This is a genomic window from Bradyrhizobium sp. T-1 (assembly GCF_053592855.1).
Window position 1 is genome coordinate 1,074,210 of sequence record NZ_CM132115.1, and the last position, 16,323, is coordinate 1,090,532.

At 63.7% G+C, this 16,323-nt stretch carries 13 protein-coding genes; 2 read left to right on the forward strand and 11 right to left on the reverse strand.

The annotated features are described in order from the left end of the window. Positions 1 to 2 precede the first annotated feature (2 nt). Entirely contained in the window at positions 3 to 1,043 is a 1,041-nt protein-coding gene (locus ACWAT4_RS05185) for a branched-chain amino acid ABC transporter permease (RefSeq protein WP_212298431.1), read from the reverse strand. 179 nt (positions 1,044 to 1,222) lie between these two features. Here ACWAT4_RS05185 and ACWAT4_RS05190 point away from each other — a divergent pair, with 179 nt between their 5' ends. Next, the gene (locus ACWAT4_RS05190) at positions 1,223 to 1,744 is read left to right on the forward strand and encodes a MarR family winged helix-turn-helix transcriptional regulator (RefSeq protein ID WP_212298430.1); all 522 of its coding nucleotides are present in this window, start codon (positions 1,223 to 1,225) and stop codon (positions 1,742 to 1,744) included. A gap of 28 nt (positions 1,745 to 1,772) precedes the next feature. Here the strand turns inward: ACWAT4_RS05190 and ACWAT4_RS05195 are convergent, their stop codons facing one another. The 10 genes from ACWAT4_RS05195 to ACWAT4_RS05240 form a co-directional block, all read right to left on the reverse strand. Continuing rightward, positions 1,773 to 3,869 carry an EAL domain-containing protein gene (locus ACWAT4_RS05195; RefSeq protein WP_212446072.1) on the reverse strand — a complete coding sequence of 699 codons (2,097 nt, stop codon included), beginning with the start codon at positions 3,867 to 3,869 and terminating at the stop codon, positions 1,773 to 1,775. 213 nt (positions 3,870 to 4,082) lie between these two features. Beyond that, a complete protein-coding gene (locus ACWAT4_RS05200) occupies positions 4,083 to 5,366 on the reverse strand; it encodes a glycerate kinase type-2 family protein (RefSeq protein WP_449729976.1) in 1,284 nt (427 codons plus the stop codon). A gap of 204 nt (positions 5,367 to 5,570) precedes the next feature. Continuing rightward, entirely contained in the window at positions 5,571 to 6,800 is a 1,230-nt protein-coding gene (locus tag ACWAT4_RS05205) for an ABC transporter substrate-binding protein (RefSeq protein WP_212426334.1), read from the reverse strand. Positions 6,801 to 7,039: 239 nt separating this feature from the next. Then, positions 7,040 to 8,266 carry an ABC transporter substrate-binding protein gene (locus ACWAT4_RS05210; RefSeq protein WP_212426333.1) on the reverse strand — a complete coding sequence of 409 codons (1,227 nt, stop codon included), beginning with the start codon at positions 8,264 to 8,266 and terminating at the stop codon, positions 7,040 to 7,042. A 119-nt stretch (positions 8,267 to 8,385) separates the two neighbouring features. Further along, positions 8,386 to 9,615, reverse strand: coding sequence for an ABC transporter substrate-binding protein (locus tag ACWAT4_RS05215; protein ID WP_449729977.1), 1,230 nt, complete (start codon positions 9,613 to 9,615; stop codon positions 8,386 to 8,388). Positions 9,616 to 9,643: 28 nt separating this feature from the next. Further along, positions 9,644 to 10,663 (reverse strand): branched-chain amino acid ABC transporter permease, encoded by a 1,020-nt coding sequence (locus ACWAT4_RS05220; RefSeq protein WP_212298424.1) that lies wholly within the window; start codon positions 10,661 to 10,663, stop codon positions 9,644 to 9,646. Positions 10,664 to 10,665: 2 nt separating this feature from the next. Next, complete coding sequence (locus ACWAT4_RS05225) at positions 10,666 to 11,544, reverse strand: branched-chain amino acid ABC transporter permease (protein ID WP_212298423.1); 879 nt, start codon at positions 11,542 to 11,544, stop codon at positions 10,666 to 10,668. Positions 11,545 to 11,556: 12 nt separating this feature from the next. Next, positions 11,557 to 12,270, reverse strand: coding sequence for an ABC transporter ATP-binding protein (locus tag ACWAT4_RS05230; protein WP_212298422.1), 714 nt, complete (start codon positions 12,268 to 12,270; stop codon positions 11,557 to 11,559). Then, a complete protein-coding gene (locus ACWAT4_RS05235; RefSeq protein WP_449729978.1) occupies positions 12,267 to 13,064 on the reverse strand; it encodes an ABC transporter ATP-binding protein in 798 nt (265 codons plus the stop codon). The genes ACWAT4_RS05230 and ACWAT4_RS05235 overlap by 4 nt, the downstream gene beginning before the upstream one ends. A 66-nt stretch (positions 13,065 to 13,130) precedes the next feature. Beyond that, on the reverse strand, positions 13,131 to 13,997 hold the full coding sequence (locus ACWAT4_RS05240) for an IclR family transcriptional regulator (protein WP_212298650.1): 867 nt from the start codon (positions 13,995 to 13,997) through the stop codon (positions 13,131 to 13,133). Between the two features lie 131 nt (positions 13,998 to 14,128). Between ACWAT4_RS05240 and ACWAT4_RS05245 the strand changes: the two genes are divergently transcribed. Beyond that, the gene (locus tag ACWAT4_RS05245; protein WP_212425811.1) at positions 14,129 to 16,225 is read left to right on the forward strand and encodes a 3-hydroxyacyl-CoA dehydrogenase NAD-binding domain-containing protein; all 2,097 of its coding nucleotides are present in this window, start codon (positions 14,129 to 14,131) and stop codon (positions 16,223 to 16,225) included. Positions 16,226 to 16,323: the final 98 nt, after the last annotated feature.

The window sequence follows — 16,323 nt, forward strand, 5'->3', positions numbered from 1 at the left end:
CTTCAGTCCTTCTCTTCTTCGACGGCGGGCGCGGCGAGCGAGCGCAGCAGCAGCACGGGGATCAGGAGCATGAAAACGATCACCTCCTTGTAGTTGGAGGCATAGAAGGACGAGAACGCCTCGACGATGCCGACGACCAGCGCGGCGCCGGCCGTAAGGGGATAGCTGACGAGGCCGCCGATGATCGCGGCGACAAAGCCTTTCAGGCCGATCAGGAAGCCCGAGTCATAGTAGAGCGTCGTGATCGGCACGATCATGATGCCCGACAGCGCGCCGATCACGGAGGCCAGCAGGAAGGCGATCTGGCCCGACAGCGTGGTGCGGATGCCGGCGAGACGCGCACCCAGCCGGTTGACGGCGGTGGCGCGCAGCGCCTTGCCGTAAAGGGTGAGGCCGAAGAACAGCCAGAGCCCGACGATGAAGGCGATGGTGATGCCGTAGACCGTGAGGCTCTGGCCGGTGAAGCGTAGCGAGCCCGCGGTAAACGCGCCGGAGAGCACAGCCGGTCCGCGCTGGCCCTCGGCGCCGAAGAACAAGAGGCCCAGCCCCTGAAGCGCCAGATGCACGCCGACCGAGGCGATCAGCAGCACCAGCACCGAGGTATGCGCCAGCGGCTGGAACGCGATGCGGTAAAGATAGAGGCCGATCATCGCCACGATCACCAGCGACAGCGCGATGCAGACCGCGACCGGCGGCTTCTGGGCAGCGAAATAGAGGGTCACCGCCAGCACGATCGCGGGCAGCACGATATTGGCGAAGAATGAGCGCAGGACTAGCCGCGCATGCAGCGCCTTGCGCGCCACGAACAGGTCGAAAGCGCAGGCGACGATGCCCATGGCCAGCGCGAGCTTGGCCGTGCCCGGCATCTGGCCGGAGGCCAGCGAGGCGTAGGTCAGCGCGCCATAGGTGACGAACTCGCCCTGGGGGATGAGGATGACGCGGGTGACGGCGAACACCAGCACCAGCGCCAGGCCGAGCAGCGCATAGATCGCGCCATTGGTGATGCCGTCCTGCAGCAGGAACAGCATGATGGTGGTGTTCAAGACCCGACGCTCCCCCTTAAAGATTAGGGACCGGTCTCCGCAATTGCGGTGGATGGTCCCTCACAGCCATTGAAATACGCTGACGATATTTGATATGGTTCATAACAATTATCAAATATAACATCAAGGGGAGGCAGGACGGCCTGCCCCGAATTTAGCGGGATTACGAGCACGAGGCGATGACCGTTTCCAAAGCCGCTGAAAAGTCTTCTGAAAAGGCGTCCAACGCGGCCAAGGGCCGCAAGGATGCTCCCGAAGGCCTGCCCGAAGCCCTCCAGCTCGGCGAGCTCTCCGAACAGCTCGGCTACGTGCTGAAGCGGGCACAGCTCAAGGTGTTCGAAAACTTCCTGCGCTGCATGGCCTCGCTCCAGCTGACGCCGGCGCAGTTCTCGGTGCTGCTGCTGGTCGAGAAGAATCCGGGCCGGAATCAGACCGAGATCGCCTCGACCCTCGGCATCCTCAGGCCGAACTTCGTCGCCATGCTCGACAATCTCGAGAGCCGCGACCTCTGCGCCCGGATCCGCTCCACCAACGACCGCCGCTCGCACATCCTGGTGCTGACCGACAAGGGCAAGGCCGTGCTGACGCGGGCCAAGAAGCTGGTCGCCACCAAGCACGAGTCGCGACTGAACGAGCTTCTGGGTCAGGCCAACCGCGAAGCCCTGCTCGAGATGCTCTCGAAGATCGCCAACGAGTTTTGAGGTCGCCACTGTCCCGGTGACGACGCGGCTATGCCGCGGCGAACCGGTCGGGCATGGCGGGCACTTCCGCAGTGAGGAAGCGGCGCTCGATTTCCGCGGCGGGCAGGGGAGGGCTGAACAAGTAGCCCTGCATTTCCGTGCAGCCTTCCGCCGTGATCCGGTCGCGCTGCTCGTCAGTCTCCACGCCCTCGGCCGTGGTCGTCATGCCCATCCCGTGCGCCAGCGCCGCCACCGCGCGCACGATGCTGAGGGATCCGGTATCGTTACCGACGCCGCCGACGAAAGACCGGTCGATCTTGATCTTGTCGAACGGGAAGCACTGCAAATAGGTCAGTGACGAATAGCCGGTGCCGAAATCGTCCATGGCGATCCTGATGCCCAGCGCGCGGAGCTGGTGCAGCGTCGCGAGCGCGCCATTCCGGTCCTGTATCAGCACGCTTTCCGTGATCTCGATCTCCAGCCGCCCCGGATCGAGGCCGGTGGCTGCCAGCGCGCCCACGATCACCTCGGTCAGACCCGGCTGGCGGAATTGCACGGCCGAGATGTTGATGGCGATGTGCAGATGGTTTGGCCACCGGCTCGCAGTGGCGCAGGCCTGCCGGATCACCCACTCCCCGATCGGAACGATCAAGCCGATCTCCTCCGCGAACGGGATGAAGCTGCCCGGCGGCACCAGTCCGCGCCGCGGATGCCGCCAGCGGATCAAGGCCTCGAACCCGCTGATCTCACGCCCGTCGGTTTTCACGATCGGCTGGTAGTGCAACTCGAACTCGCCGGCCGCAAGGCCGTTGCGCAGGTCGAACTCCAGCGCACGGCGGTTTTGCGCCTCTTCGTCCATGGCCGGTTCGAAGAAGCGGTGCATGCCGCGACCATCGCTTTTTGCGCGATACAAAGCGAGATCGGCATTATGCAGGAGTTGCTCGGGCGTCGCGCCGTCGCGCGGGGCAATGGCGATGCCGATGCTCGCGCTTGCGAGGGCCTGGTGTCCGTCGAGCCCGAACGGCGCGCTCAACGCGCCGACGACGTCGCGCGCCAGCGCCTCCGCTTCGCTCTGGTCGGACATCGGCATCTGGAGGATCACGAACTCATCGCCGCCCATGCGTGCGATCGTATCGCTATCGCGCGCGAGCCGCCTGAGGCGGCGGCTGACGTCCTGGAGCAGGCTGTCGCCGGCCTGATGGCCGAGGGTGTCATTGACGGCCTTGAACTTGTCGAGATCGATGTGATGGACCGCGAACATTGCGCCCTGTTCGAGCGCCTGCTCGAGCCGCTGGCCGAGCAGGACACGATTGGCGAGGTCCGTCAGCGCATCGTGATGCGCCATATGTGCGATCCGCAGCTCCGCCTTCCGCTGCTCGGTGATGTCTTCGTGGGTTGCGACCCAGCCGAGATCGGGCATCGGCCGGTGCCTGATCTTGAAAGTGCGTCCGTTCCGCATCTCGACGATGCTGTCGGTGGCCTCGGCCGACGTGGCGACACCGGTCCGCCATTTGGCATATTCCTCTCGCGTCATCGCCGGCACGCTGCCGGCTTCGAAGCGCAGGTCCAGGATCTCCGAGAGCGGCGTGCCCGGACGAACGCGCTCGGGCGGCAGGCCGTACATGTCGATGTAGTGCGTGTTGCAGACCAGCAGCCGATGGCCCGCGTCGAAGAAGCAAAGCCCGTGCGACATGTTGTTGACCGCGGTGTCGAACTGGAGATTGCGCTCCTGGAGCCGCGCACTGAGCTCTTCGCGCTCGGTGATGTCCTCGTGGGTCGCCATGCCGCCGCCGCCGGGCAGGGGGTGGATGGTGTAGGCGATGATCTTTCCGTCGGCGAATTGCTGGACGGTCTTTTCGCTGGCGATGGAGCCTTCGGTGCGGGCCCGGATATAGGCGCCGGCTTCGCCACGAATGTTCAGGCCCAGCTTTAGCCGATGTGCGATCAGATCCTTGATTGGCGTGCCCGGGCGAACCTGTTCGGGTGAGAGCGCGTACATTTCGCGGTAACGCGGATTGCAGAAGATGACCTTGCGGTCGCTGCTGAACAGGATGATGCCGAGCCACAGATTATTGGTGGCGCACGTGAGCAGCTCGCCAAGCGCGAGCGCATCGACGCCTGCCGTCTCCTGGTCACTCTCAGCCATGCGCGTTGTCCCCAAGCGCGCATTAGAGCAGGCGATGGTGAACGAGCCCAACGATTTGCCCGGATCGGGGGCTTGTTCCTGAAACTGCGGCGAACGGGAGGTTAAGGGCGGCAGCGCCGGTGACGCCATTGGCTGTGTCCGGCGAGAACTCAGAGATCGTTAACCATGGCGATCCCGGAATCACCGGCGGACCGGCCTGGGGCGGAGGCGGCGTCAGTCGACGAGGATCACCCTGATGTCGTTCACATTGGTCAGCGTCGGGCCAGGCTGTAGCAGATCGCCCGTCGCCTCGAAGAACGTCGTCGCGTCGTTGTTGTCCAGATATGCCTGGGGTGCCAGCCCCTGCGCCGTCATCTTGGCAAACGTCGCTGCGTCGATCAGCGCGCCGGCGGGATCGGTGGGATGGCCGGCGCCGCCGTCGGCGCCGTCGGTGTCGCCGGCAAGCGCCGAGATGTCAGGCGTGTCCTTCAACAGGGAGGCGAGCGCCAGCGCGTATTCCTGGTTGGGGCCGCCGCGGCCATTGCCGCGGACGGTGACCGTGAGCTCGCCGCCGGAGAGGATCGCGACGCGCTTGCCTTGCGCGCGGGCCTGGAGCGCGAGCTGCGCGTGACCGGCGGCGACGTCGCGCGCCTCGCCTTCGAGATCGGCGCCGAGATCGACGGTCTCGTAGCCGGCTTCCTTCGCGAGCTTCACCGCGGCGTCGAGCGACTGCTTGGGACGCGCGATCAATTCGAAATGGGCGTGGGTAAACGCGGCGTCGCCGGGCTTGCAGCTTTCATTGGCAGGATCGTCGAGCGCGCGGCGCACGGTATCGTCGACGGCGAGCTTGTACTTTGCGACGATCGCGCGCGCATCGGCCAGCGTGGTTGGATCCGGCACGGTCGGCCCCGAGGCGATCGCGGAAGGGTCGTCATGCGGCACATCCGAGATCGCGAGCGTCACGATCTCGGCGGCATTCTTGCCGGCGCGCGCCAGCCGCCCGCCCTTGATGCGCGACAGATGCTTTCTGACGATATTCATCTCGCCGATCGGTGCGCCCGAGCGAAGCAGCGCCTTGTTGACCGCCTGCTTCTGCGCGAAGTTGATGCCGTCGACCGGGGCGATCCAGTTCGCCGAGCCGCCGCCGGTGAGCAGCACCAGCAGCAGATCGTCCGGGCCGGCCTCGCCGGCGAGCGCGAGCGTGTCGGCCGCGCCCTTGAGGCCAGCCTCATCCGGAACGGGATGTCCGGCCTCGACGACGCGGATGCGGCGCGTCGGCACGCCATAGCCGTGGCGCGTGGTGGCGATGCCGAGGAGGCGCTCCGGCGCGAGCTCGAGCGTGTCGAGATAGTGCCGCTCCGCGGCTGCGGCCATCGCGGCGGCGCCCTTGCCGGCAGCGAGGCAGATCACGCGGCCCTTGGGCGCGGGGCGCAAGTGCGGCGCCAGGATCGTATTGGGATGGGCCGCGGCAACGGCGGCGTCGTAGAGCGCGCGGAGCAGGGGGCGTCGGTCGGTCATGACGGTGGCCTTCGGCAAACTCGTGAGCAGACTAGAGCTGTGGCGAGCACGTCGCCATTCCCCTGCCTAGCGCATTGGACGCCAAAGGGTAAGCAGGCTTTACCATCATTCGATTGTGCAATCGCGTGATCATAATCGGCGCGCAAGCAAAACCCCCTGCGATCATCTCGCAGGGGGCTTTTATCGTCGTGTTTCCGATTGGGGCTAGCCGCCGGCGTCGGCGCTGATCACGTCACCGAACAGTTCCCAGCGCTCGCCCTTGAACTTCTCGAGTTGGAGCTGGCTGATCGGCGCAAAGTCGTTCGGCCCCGTGTTGATCTGGATACCCGGCAGCAGCGCCTCGGTTCGGAAGTTCTTCAGGCTGGCGGCCTGCTTCATGATGTTCTCGCGCGTGAGATCATCGCCGCACTGCTTCAGCACCTGGACCAGCGTCTGCGCCACGGCGAAGCCGACAATGGTGCCCTTGTCGAGCTTGTCGCCTTCCGGAAAGTATTTGTCCATGAAAGCCTGAAATTCCTTCATGCCGGGATCGTTTTTCCACTCCGGATCGGACACGTCCTTGAGATAGTCGGCGGAGATGATGTCCTGGCCGTTCTCGTAACCGGCGGGCTTCATTACGCTGCCGACGGAGGCCGACACGTTGTTGAGGAAGTGCAGCGGCTTCCAGCCGATCTCGGCGTTCTTCTTGATCGCCTGCGCGGCGAATTTCGGCGTGGTGATGTTCATGAAGACATCGGCGTTCGTCGACCGCAGCTTGACGATGTGGCTGTCGATGGTCGGCTCGGAGGTCTCATAGCTCTCCTCCATGACGATCATCGAGGCAGCCTTGGCACCGAGGCCGTCCTTCAGGCCCTTGAGATAGTCCTTGCCGTAATCGTCGTTCTGGTAGAGCACCGCGATCTTGGCGTCAGGCTTGTTCTTGAGCAGCCACTTCGCATAGATCTGCGTCTCGCTCTGGTAATTCGGCTGCCATCCCATCGTCCACGGGAAGTTCTGCGGATCGTTCCACTTGGTGGCGCCGGTCGCGACGAACAGCTGCGGCACCTTCTTGGAGTTCATGTATTTGTGGATCGCCGAATTCGAGGGCGTGCCGAGCGAGTTGAAGATGAACAGCACTTCGTCGCTCTCAACCAGCTTGCGCGCCTGCTCCACGGCCTTCGGCGGCGAATAGGCGTCATCGTAGGAGACGAAGTTGATCTTGCGGCCGTTGATGCCGCCTTCGTCGTTGATCTTCTTGAAATAGGCGGCTTCGGTCCGTCCGATGATGCCGTAGGCGGAGGCCGGTCCGCTGTAGGGCATGATGTTGCCGATCTTGATCTCGGTATCGGTCGCGCCGGTATCGTATTTCTTCTGGGCCGACGCGATGGAGGTCGTGGCCGCAATGAGCGCGAGCGCCAGTGACGCGGCCGCAAGCTTGCCGGTGACAGCGGGCATTCCAATCTCCCTATATTTTCTTGGTGTGTGTGCGCTCCTTTTCTTGTCGTGATTGTTCTTGGGCCGCGCAGCCGCAATTCAATACGATTTGCCTGATGCCTTCAACAGAAAGCCCCCGTGACGTTGTCACAGGGGCTTCGTCTTTAGTAGTCAGGCACGGCCGGAATTCGTCCTGTGCAACTGCGAAGGCGAAACTGTCTTGGGTTGCCCGATGGACGTCGAGCTATTCTGAGTTGCCGTCAATGGCCGGGGTCACTCGAGATGATGTCGCCGAACAATTCCCACGACTTGCCCTTGAAACGCATCATCTGGAGCTGCTCGATCGGCGCGAAATTGTCGGGCGCGGTGTTGATCTTGATGCCGGGCAACAGCGTGTCCGGCTCGAAATCCTTCAGGGAAGCGGCCTGCTTCATGACGTTGTCGCGGGTGAGGTCGTCACCGCACATCTGCAGCACCTTCACCATGGTCTGAGCGGCCGCATAGCCGAACACCACGCCGGCATCGAGCTTGTTGGCCTTCGGATCATACTGCGCGACGAAATCGTAGAACTTCTTCATGCCGTCGTCGGCATTCCACTGCGGGTCGGAGCCGTCCTTGGTATAGCTGGCCGACAGGATGCCTTGCGAAATCTCGAAGCCCGCCGGCTCGATCACGCCGCCGACCGACGCCGAGACGTTCGAGATGATGTAGACCGGATGCCAGTTGATCTCGGCCGCCTTCTTGATCGCTTGCGCCGCGAATTTCGGCGTGGTGATGCTGACGAAGACATCGGCGCCGGAGGCCTTCAGCTTCACGATGTGTTCGTCGATCGCCGGCTCCGAGGTGTCGTAGGGCTCCTCCAGCGCGACCATCCCGGCCTTGGCGCCGAGCCCGTCCTTCAGCCCTCTTAGATAGTCCTTGCCGAAATCATCGTTCTGGTAGAGCACGCCTATCTTCGCGTCGGGCTTCTCCTTCATGATGTATTTGGCGTAGATCTTGGCTTCGCTCGCGTAGCTCGGCTGCCAGCCCATGGTCCAGGGATATTGCTTGGGATCGTTCCACTTCGAGGCGCCGCTCGCCACGAACAATTGCGGCACCTTCTTCTCGTTCATGTATTTGCGGATGGCGCCGTTGGTGGAGGTGCCGAGCGAGCCGAAGATCAAGAGCACGTTGTCGCTCTCGACGAGCTTGCGCGCCTGCTCCACCGTCTTCGGCGGCGAATAGCCGTCATCATACGAGATGAACTTGATCTTGCGGCCGTTGACGCCGCCCTCGGCATTGACCTTGTTGAAATAGGCTTCCTCGGCCTTGCCGATCACGGCGTAGGCGGAGGCCGGGCCGCTATAGGGCATGATGTTGCCGATCTTGATCTCGGTATCGGAGGCGCCGCTGTCGTAGCTCTGCTGCGCCAAGGCGGGATTGCTCATCGCAGTGCACAACGCAAATGCGGCTGAAAGCATCGCAGCCTGAAATCGAACGACAGTCATTGCTCTCCTGCCCCACCTGGATCGGCGTCGCATTGAACAAGATTGATGCACGGCGTCAACAAAAAGCCCCCGCGATCGCCCGCGGGGGCCTTTGCAGTCTGGACTCTTGCGACGGCGCCCTATTCCGGAGCCACGTCGCCGCTGATGATCTCGCCGAAGAGTTCCCACTTCTCGCCCTTGAAGCGCTGCATCTGGAGCTGCGAGATCGGGGCGAAGTCGGTGGCGCTGGTGTTGATCTTGACGCCGGGCAGCAGCGTGTCCGGTGCAAAGTCCTTCAGGCTCGCGGCCTGCTTCATCAGGTTGGCGCGGGTGAGATCGTCACCGCACATTTCCAGCGTCTTGACGAGGGTCGAGGCGGCACCATAGCCGTAGACCATGCCGGTGTCGGTCTTGTCGGCGCCAGGCATGTACTTGTCGACGAACTCGTTCCATTTCTTCATGCCGGGGTCGTTGTTCCACTGCGGGTCGGTGGAGTCCTTGGCATAGGCTGCCGACAGCACCTCCTGCGAGGCCTCGAAGCCGGCCGGCTTCATCACGCTGCCGACCGAGATCGACACATTGGTGAGGATCTGGAGTGGCTGCCAGCTCAGCTCGGCGGTCTTCTTGATGGTCTGGGCCGCGAACTTCGGCGTCGCGTAGATCAGCAGCACGTCGGGATTGGCGGCTTTGATCTTGACGATGTGGCCGTCGATCGACGGCTCGGAGACCTCATAGCTCTCTTCCATGACGATCATGGACGCGGCCTTGGCGCCGAGACCCTCCTTGGTGCCCTTGAGGTAGTCTTTGCCGAAATCGTCGTTCTGGTAGAGGATCGCGACCTTGGCGTTCGGCTTTTCCTTCATCAGCCATTTCGCGTAGATCTGCGCTTCGCTCTGGTAGGAGGGCTGCCAGCCGATGGTCCAGGGGAAGTTCTTCGGATCGTTCCACTTGGTGGCGCCGGTGGCGACGAACAGCTGCGGGATCTTCTTGGCGTTGAGATATTTCTGGATCGCGCTGTTCGAGGGCGTGCCGAGCGGGTTGAATACGGCGAGCACCTCGTCGCTCTCGACCAGCTTGCGGACCTGCTCGACCGCTTTCGGCGGCGAATAGCCGTCGTCATAGGTGACGTAGACGATCTTGCGGCCGTTGATGCCGCCCTTGTCGTTGATCATCTTGATATAGGCTTCTTCGGTCTTGCCGATGATGCCATAGGCCGAGGCCGGACCGCTGTACGGCATGATGTTGCCGATCTTGATCTCGGTATCGGACGCGCCGGTGTCGTATTTCTTTTGGGCGAGTGCTGCGCCGGAGGTGAGAGTTGCGACCGCCGTTATCAGGACAGCGGTTCTTAGTGTTCTTCCGAAAAGCAATTTGGTCTCCTTCCTTAATTCAACAGGTTCAGTTTCTTCTGAGCCGTCCGGCGAGTTGCTGGCCCAGGATTGCGGCTTGCCTTGCGCCATGGGGCACGAGGTAGATGACGAGGAACAGCAGCACGCCGAACACGGCGCCGGAGAGGCCCTTGGAGATCCCCTCTGCGATGTTCGGCACGAAGATGATGAAGGCGGCGCCGACGATCGAGCCGGGCAGCCAGCCGACGCCGCCGACGACCATGCCGAGGAACAGCTGGATCGCGAGCGTGATGGTGAAGCTGTCGGGCGCGACGAACTGGACCGCAATGGCGCTGAGGCCGCCGGCGACGCCGGTGATGGCGGCAGAGACGCCGAAGGCGAGGGTCTTGTAGAGCGCGACGTTGATGCCCATGGCGGAGGCCGCGATCTCGTTGTCGCGGATCGCCATGAAGGCGCGGCCCGAGCGGGAGCGCAGCAAGTTCACCGAGAGGATGTAGATCGCGAGCACGACGACGAGCGTGAAATAATACAGCCACATGTCCTGCGACATCTTCAGGCCGAACGGCGCATCGGGCTTGGTGACGACGAGGCCCTGCACGCCGCCGGTCCAGTGCTCGAGGAAGTTCAGCTTGAGAAGCTGCGGCATCGCGGTGGCGAGCGCGAAGGTCGCGAGCGCGAGGTAGACGCCGGAGAGCCGCAGCGCCGGCTGGCCGAACAGGAAGCCCGCGCCGAAGCACAGCACGGCTGAGACCGGAAGGCAGAGGAAGTAGGGGACGTTGAACTGCTCCATCATGACAGCGGTGACGTAGGCGCCGATGGCGTAGAACGCGCTCTGGCCGAGCGAGAACTGCCCCGAGCCGCCGGTCAGGATGTTCAGCGCCAGCACCGCGAGGCCCAGATAAAGCAACTGGGTCAGCTGGAAGATCACGAAATTCTTCGCGAACAGGGGAACGGCGATGAGAAGCAACAGCACCACCACCGAGGTGCCCGTGCCCAGCGTCATGGCCCGCTTCGGAACGGCTTCGACCGCCTCGTGGCCTTCGGCGACGACTTCTTCTGCTGCGCTCATGATCAAACTCGCTTGACGATGTGCCGGCCGAACAGACCAGCGGGTTTGACGACCAGGACGGAGATGATCAGCGCGAGCGCGATCGGGAGTTTCAGCTCGTTGCCGACGCCGGGAATGTAGGTGCCGGCGAGGTTCTCGAAGATGCCGACCAGGAAGCCGCCGACCACGGCGCCGAACGGGCTGGTCAGGCCGCCGAGCACGGCCGCGGCGAAGCCGTAGATCAGCACGCCACCCATCATGTTGGGCTCGAGGAACACCACCGGCGCGATCAGCATGCCGGCGATCGCGCCGATCGCGGTCGCCATGCCCCAGCCGAGCGCTATCATCCAGCTGGTGTTGATGCCGACCAGGCGGGCCGATTCAGGCACCGAGGCGGCGGCGCGCATGGCAAGGCCGATGCGGGTGTACTGGAAGAAGAAATACAGCCCGAGCAGCAGCAGCACGGTGACGCCGATCATGCCGGCCTGGTGGGTCGAGATCAGCTGGCTGCCGAGGAACGGCGCGGAGCCGAACGGGGTCGGATATTGCTTGATGGTGAAGTCCCAGATCAGGCCGGCCGAGGAGTTGATGATCGCAAACAGCGCGATGAAGCCGGCGACGTTGGTCAGAACAGGTGCCTTCGCGAGCGGCTTGAACAGGATGCGCTCGATCGCGATGCCGGCGACGAAGGAGAACGCCAGCGTGATGATGAAGGCGCCCCAATAAGGCACGCCCCATTGCATCAGCTGCCAGGAGATGAAGGTCGAGAACATCGCCATCTCGCCCTGCGCGAAGTTGAGATGGTCGATCGCCTGATAGATCATGACCACGGCAAGCGCCATGCAGGCGTAGATGGCGCCGGTGGCAATCCCGGCCAGCACCTGGTTGGTAAACAGCTCCATCGTGCCGGCTCCTCAGTAACCCAGGTAGGATTTGCGGATTTCTTCGTTGTTCGCGATGTCCTTGGCATTGCCCGACATCACGATGCGGCCGGTCTCGATCACATAGGCCTGGTCGGCGAGCTCGAGCGCGAGCTGGGCGTTCTGCTCGACCACCAGGATCGACACCTTGTCCTCGCGGTTGATCTTGCCGAGGATGCCGAACAGGTCGCGCACGACGAGAGGCGCGAGGCCGAAGGACGGCTCGTCCAGCAGCATCAGCCGCGGCCGCAGCATCAAGGCGCGGGCGACCGCGAGCATCTGCTGCTCGCCGCCGGAGAGCGTGCCGGCCTGCTGGGTGTGCCGCTGCTTCAGCACCGGGAAATGCGCATACATGCGCTCGATGTCGGAGACGATGCCGGCATTGTCCTTGCGGGTGATGGCCCCTAACTGCAGGTTCTCCTCCACCGTCATGGTGGTGAAGGTGCCGCGGCCCTGCGGCACATGGGCGATGCCGAACCGCACGATGCTCTCGGTCGATTTGTTGTTCAGCGGCTTGCCGTCGAACTCGATGCCGCCGGTGGAGCGCACCATGTTGCAGATCGCGCGCAGCGTCGTGGTCTTTCCGGCGCCGTTGGCCCCGAGCAGCGTCGTCAACGAGCCCTCGTTGAGCGAGAAGGACAGGCCATGGAGCGCCTGGACCTGGCCGTAATAGGCGCGCAGGTCCTTGACGTTGAGCAGCGTCGTCATTGGTCCTTGCTCCCGAGATAGGCCTTGATGACGTCGGGGTCCGCCTGCACCTGGGCGGGCGTGCCTTCGGCGAGCTTCTTGCCGAAATTGAGCGCGACGACGTGGTCGGCGATCGACATCACGAGGCCCATGTGATGCTCGACCAGCAGCACGGTCATGTGGCGCTCGTCGCGGATTTTGCGGATGAGGTCGCCGAGCACGTAGACCTCTTCGTGGTTGAGGCCGCCGGCGGGTTCGTCGAGCAGCAGGATCTTCGGGTCGGCCGCGAGCGCCCGCGCCAATTCGACGCGCTTCTGCGTGCCGAAGGGCAGGCCGGACACGACGGTGTGGGCGACGTCCTCGAGGTCGAGATAGGCGAGGATCTCGTGCACCTTCTTGTTCACGCTGCTTTCGCTGCGGCGAATCCAGGCAAGGCGCAGCGAGTCGCTGATGATGTCGCTGGAGGTGCGGGCGTGGGTTCCGACGCGGACATTGTCCATCACCGAGAGGTTCGGAAACAGCGCTACGTTCTGGAAGGTGCGGCCGATGCCGATCTCGGCGATGCGGTGCGGCGGCCGCGTCAAAATGCTCGCGCCATCCATCAGGATGTCGCCGGACGACGGCTGATAGAGGCGGGAGAGGCAGTTGAACAGCGTGGTCTTGCCGGCGCCGTTGGGGCCGATCAATCCGAGGATCTGGCCCTGGTGCATGTCGAAGGACACGCCGTTGAGCGCAACGATGCCGCCGAACACGACGCTGACGTCGCGAACAGCGAGCAGGGGCGATGTCCCCTGCGCGAGCTGTACCTGCGTCATCTCGTCTCGTCCACACCATTCAGTGGGCGATGGGGCGATGCGGACCGCTCCCGATGATCACACAGGCTATCTGAACCCCTCGGCCACTCGCGCAACTTTTCCTCCTGGCTTCAGCTTTTTGCTGATTTCTTTTTTGGATTGCGGCATCAGACCCCCAAGTGCCGCTTCGATGTTTCTTACCATCGCAAGCAGACGTGGTCCAATGTCGTTGATCAAACGCTCTTCCGTGAAGCGGAATGCAGGCGCGCCACAATTGAATGCGTAAGGTCCGGTTCCGTCGTTGAGCTTGAGAGCGACGCCGGCCGCGCCGATGTCGTCGTGCCAATCGCCGACGGACAGGGCGAAACCGTATTTCGCGACCGTCTCGCCCGAACGTTCCAGTCCGTCGCGCATCTTGGGCCAGCGGCTGCCGTAATGTTCGCGCAGGATGCGCGTGACTTCGGCGCGGTCCTCGTCGCCGAGCGCCCAGAAATAGGCGCGGCCCATCGCGCTGGTTGCAATCGGCACGCGGGAGCCGACGTCAAGTTGAACGCCGACCGTCTCGCTGCCGCGGCTTTGCCCGAAATAGATCATGCTATGGCGGTCGCGGCCGCCGATCGCCACGGCACCTCCGGTCGCGCGCATCAGTTCCTCGCGGAACGGTTCGGACAAATGCCGAACACCGAGATTGGCCAGTGCGGCATAACCGAGCGCCATCGCGGCGGGCGCGAGCTGATATTTCTCGAAACGGGGAACGGGTGTCAGGTAGCCGAGCTTCGTCAGCGTATAGGTCAACCGCGAAACCGTCGGTTTCGGCAGGTTGGTGCGGGCGGCAATCTCCTGATTGCCGAGAAGTCCGTCGCTCGGTTGGAATGCGCGCAATACATCAAGCCCGCGGGAAAGCGCGACGACGAAATTCCGATCGGTCGCAGTCTTCTTTCCTGTACGCTTCATCCCTGATCTGCTTCTTGCGCGGAGTCGTTGACAAGCCACGTGCTTCAAAATAACCCTGCCGTCAAGATGCGGAATTAAATTCCGCACCGCGAAATCGAACAAAAGTAAATTCCCCACCAAGGAGGGACATCGTGAGCGAAGTGGTCAAGCTTGAGCGTCATGACGAAGTCGGGATCGTCACGATCGACAGCCCTCCGGTCAATGCGCTGAGTGCCGCAGTCCGCGGTGGCATCTTGGAGTGCATCAAGGCCGCCGTCGCCGATCCAGCGATCAAGGGCATCGTTCTGACCTGCGCCGGGCGTACCTTCATCGCCGGCGCCGACATCACCGAGTTCGGCAAGCCGCCGAAGGCGCCCGCGCTCAACGATGTGCTGGCCGAGATCGAGAATTCGTCCAAGCCCGTCGTCGCTGCGATCCACGGCACTGCGCTCGGCGGCGGCCTCGAGGTCGCGCTCGCTTGTCATTTCCGCGTCGCGGTCAAGGAAGCCAGGCTCGGCCTGCCCGAGGTGAAGCTCGGCCTCTTGCCGGGCGCGGGCGGCACCCAGCGCCTGCCGCGCGCGGTCGGACCGGAACTTGCGGTCAAGATGATCGTCGGCGGCGATCCCATTGGTGCTGCGGAAGCGCTGAAGAACGGCCTGATCGAGGAGATCGTCGAGGGCCCGGCGTCGGGCGGCGAAGCCTTCGTCCGCAAGCTGCTCGCCGAGAAGCGTCCGCTTCGCCGCCTGCGCGACGACGATTCCAAGATCGCGGCGGCCAAGGCCGACCGCTCGATCTTCACCAATGCCGTCGCCGCCATGACCAAGAAGTCGCGCGGCCTCGAGGCGCCGTTCGCGGCCGCCGACGCCGTCGGCTATGCCATCGACTTCCCGTTCGACGAAGGTCTGAAGAAGGAGCGCGAGGGTTTCCTCAAGCTCGTCGCCAGCGACCAGTCCAGGGCGCAGCGTTATGCCTTCTTCGCCGAGCGCGAGGCCAACAAGATCGCGGGCGTGCCTGAAGGCACCAGGTCGCGTCCCGTTAACCGTGTTGCCATTCTCGGCGCCGGCACCATGGGCGGCGGCATCGCGATGTCCTTTGCCAATGCCGGCATTCCCGTCACCCTGATCGAGACCGGCGAGGAGCAGCTCAAGCGCGGCATGGGCATCATGCAGAAGAACTGGGAAGCGACCGCCGCGCGCGGCGGCATTCCGGCGGACGCGCCCGCCAAGCGCATGGCGCTGATCAACGGCGTCGTCGGCATCGAGAACGTTGGCGACGCCGACCTCGTGATCGAAGCCGTGTTCGAGACCATGGCGGTGAAGCAGGAGGTGTTCGGCAAGCTCGATCAGTACGTCAAGCAAGGCGCCGTGCTGGCATCCAACACCTCGTATCTCAACATCGACGAGATCGCGAAGGCGACCAAGCGTCCGCAGGACGTGCTCGGCATGCACTTCTTCTCGCCGGCCAACGTCATGAAGCTGTGCGAGATCGTGCGCGCGGACAAGACCGCGCCGGATGCATTGGTCACGGCGGTCTCGATTGCGCGCAAGATCGCCAAGGTGCCGGCCGTGGTCGGCGTCTGTGACGGTTTCGTGGGCAACCGCATGCTGGCCCAGCGCAGCAAGCAGTCCGAGAAGCTGCTGTTCGAAGGTGCCTTGCCGCAGCAGGTCGATGCCGTCGTCACCAAGTTCGGCATGCCGATGGGGCCGTTCGCGATGGGCGACCTCGCCGGCCTCGACATCGGCTGGCGCTCGCGCAAGGACCGCGGCATCAAGTCGGAGATCGCGGATGCGCTGTGCGAAGCCGGCCGCTTCGGCCAGAAGACCGGCAAGGGCTACTACAAATATGAAGCTGGCTCCCGCTCGCCGCTGCCCGATCCGGAAGTCGAGAAGCTGATCGACGAGACGCTGCTGCGTCTCGGCCGCAAGAAGCGCGTCGTCAGCGACGAGGAGATCCTCGAGCGCATGATGTATCCGATGGTCAATGAAGGCGCGAAGATCCTCGAAGAAGGCATTGCGGCGCGCCCGTCCGACATCGACGTGGTCTGGCTCTACGGCTACGGCTGGCCGATCTACCGCGGCGGCCCGATGTTCTGGGCCGACACTGTCGGCCTCAAGCACATCGCCGATCGTCTGGCCTTCTACGCCAAGGAGACCAACGACCCGAACCTCGAGCCGGCTCCGCTGTTGAAGAAGCTCGCAGCCGAAGGCAAGACGTTCGCCTCGCTGGCGGCGGCGACGAAGGCGGCTTGATAGGATTGGCGGTGGCCGCAACTTCGTCCTCCGAGGCACGCTCCCGGGCGAGGTTCGAGTTTGTGGCTACCCCTCTCCCCAACCCTCCCCCACAAGGG

Coding starts and splice junctions, on each gene's coding strand:
- ACWAT4_RS05190 (WP_212298430.1), top strand. CDS start 1,223: ATGACCGTTTCCAAAGCCGCTGAAAAGTCTTCTGAAAAGGCGTCCAAC.
- ACWAT4_RS05220 (WP_212298424.1), bottom strand. CDS start 10,663: ATGAGCGCAGCAGAAGAAGTCGTCGCCGAAGGCCACGAGGCGGTCGAA.
- ACWAT4_RS05225 (WP_212298423.1), bottom strand. CDS start 11,544: ATGGAGCTGTTTACCAACCAGGTGCTGGCCGGGATTGCCACCGGCGCC.
- ACWAT4_RS05210 (WP_212426333.1), bottom strand. CDS start 8,266: ATGACTGTCGTTCGATTTCAGGCTGCGATGCTTTCAGCCGCATTTGCG.
- ACWAT4_RS05240 (WP_212298650.1), bottom strand. CDS start 13,997: ATGAAGCGTACAGGAAAGAAGACTGCGACCGATCGGAATTTCGTCGTC.
- ACWAT4_RS05230 (WP_212298422.1), bottom strand. CDS start 12,270: ATGACGACGCTGCTCAACGTCAAGGACCTGCGCGCCTATTACGGCCAG.
- ACWAT4_RS05200 (WP_449729976.1), bottom strand. CDS start 5,366: ATGACCGACCGACGCCCCCTGCTCCGCGCGCTCTACGACGCCGCCGTT.
- ACWAT4_RS05195 (WP_212446072.1), bottom strand. CDS start 3,869: ATGGCTGAGAGTGACCAGGAGACGGCAGGCGTCGATGCGCTCGCGCTT.
- ACWAT4_RS05205 (WP_212426334.1), bottom strand. CDS start 6,800: ATGCCCGCTGTCACCGGCAAGCTTGCGGCCGCGTCACTGGCGCTCGCG.
- ACWAT4_RS05235 (WP_449729978.1), bottom strand. CDS start 13,064: ATGACGCAGGTACAGCTCGCGCAGGGGACATCGCCCCTGCTCGCTGTT.